We start from the raw sequence: 3,628 nt of genomic DNA, 5'->3' as shown, positions 1-3,628 counted from the left end.
GGACCATTAGGAAAAAGTTAACGAGTATTTAGGCGTTCAAGCCATTGCCTGGGCTGTAATTTCGATAGAACGTTGCCGCTTTGCGGTATCAAAGATATCGGAGACGATCATTAGCTCGTCCGCTTCTGTTTTCTCGATAAGCTTTTGTAAACCATCACTTACCGTCTCACGGCTACCAATTACACTGCAATCTAGCATTTGTCCTGCTTGGGCCTTTTCCTGTGGCGACCAGTACGATTCTATATCCTCAATTGGTGGCTGCATCAAGCCGCGGGTACCGCGAAAGAGGTCAGTGAAGGACATCTGCTGTGATGTTGCAAGGTAACGAGCTTCTTCATCAGTATCTGCCGCAATCACATTGACTCCGACCATTGCGTATGGCTTATCCAGCTGTGCCGAAGGTTTAAAATTGTTTCGATAGACGTTAAGCGCCTGATGGAGTGCTTGCGGCGCAAAATGAGAGGCAAAACCATAAGGCAGACCCAGGCTCGAAGCCAGTTGTGCACCAAATAGGCTGGATCCCAATATCCAAATAGGCACATTACTCCCCGAACCGGGCACGGCCTCAATTCGTTGGTTGGTTCCCTTGGGGGCAAGAAAAGCCTGTAATTCCTGCACATCTTGCGGGAAATTATCTGCGTTGGCCGGATCTCGTCGTAAGGCACGTAAGGTCATTTGGTCGGTACCGGGGGCGCGGCCCAATCCAAGATCAATACGGCCGGGGAACAATGCTTCCAATGTCCCGAACTGTTCAGCAATCACATATGGCGCGTGATTAGGCAGCATGATGCCACCGGCACCAACGCGAATGCTGCTAGTCCCCGCAGCGATATGGCCAATGACAACGGAGGTGGCGGCAGTGGTAACACCAGGCATATTATGATGCTCCGCTACCCATATGCGTTTGTATCCCAGACGCTCAGCTTGCTGAGCATATGTCCGGGCATCATTGAGAGCCGTTCGGCGGTCAGAGCCTTGGCGCACACGGCCAAGTTCCAGAATAGATAGGGGGATCATCGGTAATTTCAACTCATTTTGTTTTGTTGATACTTACTACGGTAACATTTGGGATCAAGTTTGTAAGACAATCCATAAAACAGTCATCTAACTATTAGATAGCAATGACTTGCAAAAACATTGCACTCTGACGGTGTTTGATAATTGATTACCAGGCTGGAAAATTTCTATTGTTTGGATCGGCAAGGAAAGTTAAGTATCAATATATAAGGCGGCTGTCAGAGATCTGAATCCTTCCAAGTGGAACTGAAACCGTGAGCCTAAGTTATACTCATATTTCTTGCGCCGCAATCGAGCAAACATCCATTGCAATTGAACACGCTTCAGGGAAGCCACATTTTTATTCCCGCCTCATCTGGAAACCTATGATTAACCGACCGCCCCAGCAAACTGATTCTATGGAAACCATCTCCAATCTCGACAATCTTGCAAGGTTGGCAAGCTACTCGTTTATGGACACGCTCAATGCTGATCCTGACGCGACATCCAACGGAGTCGATCACTATCCTCGTCAAGTCTTCTCAGGCCACTATGTCCCGGTCAGTCCCACGCCACTCGAAAATCCCGAGTACGTCACGCACAGTAAAAACCTGTTTCGCGAACTGGGCTTCGCCGATAGCATGGCTCAGTCAGCCGATTTCATCTGCGTGTTCTCCGGCGACCTGACAAATGTTCCGGAACCGATGCGTAAGCTTGGGTGGGCGACTGGCTATGCACTCTCTATCTATGGCACTGAATACAAACAGCAATGTCCGTTTCAGACTGGCAACGGATACGGCGACGGTCGTGCTATTTCGGTGCTAGAGACCGTGATTGATGGTCATCGCTGGGAAATGCAGCTAAAAGGTGGGGGCCGAACACCATATTGCCGCGGCGCAGATGGACGTGCTGTTTTGCGATCAAGTGTTCGAGAGTTTCTGGCACAGGAGCATATGCACGCGCTCGGGGTTCCAACTTCACGGTCTCTGAGTCTGTATGTGTCAAAAACTGAGAAAGTAAAGCGTCCGTGGTACTCAGAAGGCTCACGTTCGAAGGATCCAGATATGGTTATATTGGAGCCAGCAGCTATCTCGACACGGGTCGCACCGTCATTCATTCGGGTTGGACAAATTGAGCTTTTCGGTCGCCGTGCCCGTAACAACGATCATCCACAAGCAATGGAAGAGCTGGAGCAGATAGTCTTGCACCTTATCGATCGTGAGTATGGAGACGTCATTGACCAAAGCCTGAGCACTGCTGAAAAAGTATTGTTGCTCGCACGCGAGTTCCGAAGCCGACTGACATCGCTTATTGCCAATTGGATCCGCGTCGGCTATTGCCAAGGTAACTTCAACAGCGACAATTGTGCTGCAGGTGGATTCACCCTCGACTACGGCCCGTTTGGATTCTGCGAACTATTTGATCCATACTTCCAGTCATGGACGGGGGGAGGTCAACACTTTGCGTTTTTGAATCAACCAGTTGCAGCGGAAAAAAACTTTCAAATGTTTTGTACAGCATTACGTCCGTTGCTGACTTCAGATCAGGACAGTTTACGACAGCTCGACGAAATTCAAAGCAACTTTGCATCAGTAATGCAGCTGCAAATGGAAAACATGTGGGCAGCCAAACTTGGGCTAGATACTTTTAACACAGAGCTATTTAACGAGCTGGTATCGCTGATGATGCAAACATCGGTTGATTACACCATTTTCTTTCGCGAACTATCATCAGTGCCCGACGATATTGAGCCACTCAAAAAAAGCTTTTACAAGAACCGCAACTATAATCTAAACCCCGAACGGATGAATAATCGCTGGTCAGAATGGCTCAATAAATGGAAAGCGATCATTAGGGTCAACACAACCGATACTCTTGATGAACTCTCTAGAAAGATGAAACTGATGAACCCGAAATACAGTTTGCGGGAATGGTTCGTGGCACCGGCTTATCAGCAAGCGGCGGCGGGGGACTACTCTCTAATTCGAGAACTGCAAGAAATCATGACCAAGCCATACGAAGAGCAATCAAAAGAGGTTGAGGAGAAATTTTACATGCTCAAGCCCCTCGAGTTTTTTGAGGTCGGCGGGCTATCGTATTACAGTTGCTCGTCCTGATTTTACGAAATAGCCAGTATCATTGACGCCACTAATCAATCGAATATTTCGCTATTTGTCATTACTGTAATTTGAAAAGACATCTGCTGAGATAGATTAAAAATTAAAAACCAAAGCCTAATTAAAAACTCAAGGTCATCTGTGTTTAGATGAACCCAATGAGTAACAATTTCAGAATTTAAAATGTTGTGGGGTTTGTATGGTTAAAACACTCAGATTTTAAATTCTGAACCATCGTATAAAACCAAACTTTTGTCATAACACAGATTATCGGAATATCTATCGAAACTGATTTTTGGGTGAGTTCTGCTAAATTTCTTGCCGATTCATAAGTTCGTATAATGTATATTATGTTAAATTACATATTTAAAACGATACGTATATGGTATGTGAGTACTTAGGAACTTAATATTTGCAAAATCAGCCCTTCCTTATTAATTGGAATCAAAATTGGCGTTTAGACATCGTCGTGCTACTGTAAAAGTAGTTTCGGTTTGTTAAACATTACGATGACT

Annotated in this window: 2 protein-coding genes; one reads left to right on the top strand and one right to left on the bottom strand. The window is 46.1% G+C overall.

Features of this window, described 5'->3' with window-relative positions; translation table 11 throughout:
• Positions 1-36 precede the first annotated feature (36 nt).
• Complete coding sequence (locus tag A9E74_RS13475; protein ID WP_245652182.1) at positions 37-1,029, bottom strand: LLM class flavin-dependent oxidoreductase; 993 nt, start codon at positions 1,027-1,029, stop codon at positions 37-39.
• Positions 1,030-1,415: 386 nt separating this feature from the next.
• Here A9E74_RS13475 and A9E74_RS13470 point away from each other — a divergent pair, with 386 nt between their 5' ends.
• Complete coding sequence (locus A9E74_RS13470; RefSeq protein ID WP_245652181.1) at positions 1,416-3,113, top strand: protein adenylyltransferase SelO; 1,698 nt, start codon at positions 1,416-1,418, stop codon at positions 3,111-3,113.
• The last annotated feature ends 515 nt before the right edge of the window (positions 3,114-3,628 follow it).

It is taken from the genome of Methylophaga muralis (genome assembly GCF_001720165.1).
Lineage (GTDB): Bacteria > Pseudomonadota > Gammaproteobacteria > Nitrosococcales > Methylophagaceae > Methylophaga > Methylophaga muralis.
This window is presented reverse-complemented; position numbering and strand designations above follow the sequence as displayed.

Coding starts and splice junctions, on each gene's coding strand:
- A9E74_RS13470 (WP_245652181.1), top strand. CDS start 1,416: ATGGAAACCATCTCCAATCTCGACAATCTTGCAAGGTTGGCAAGCTAC.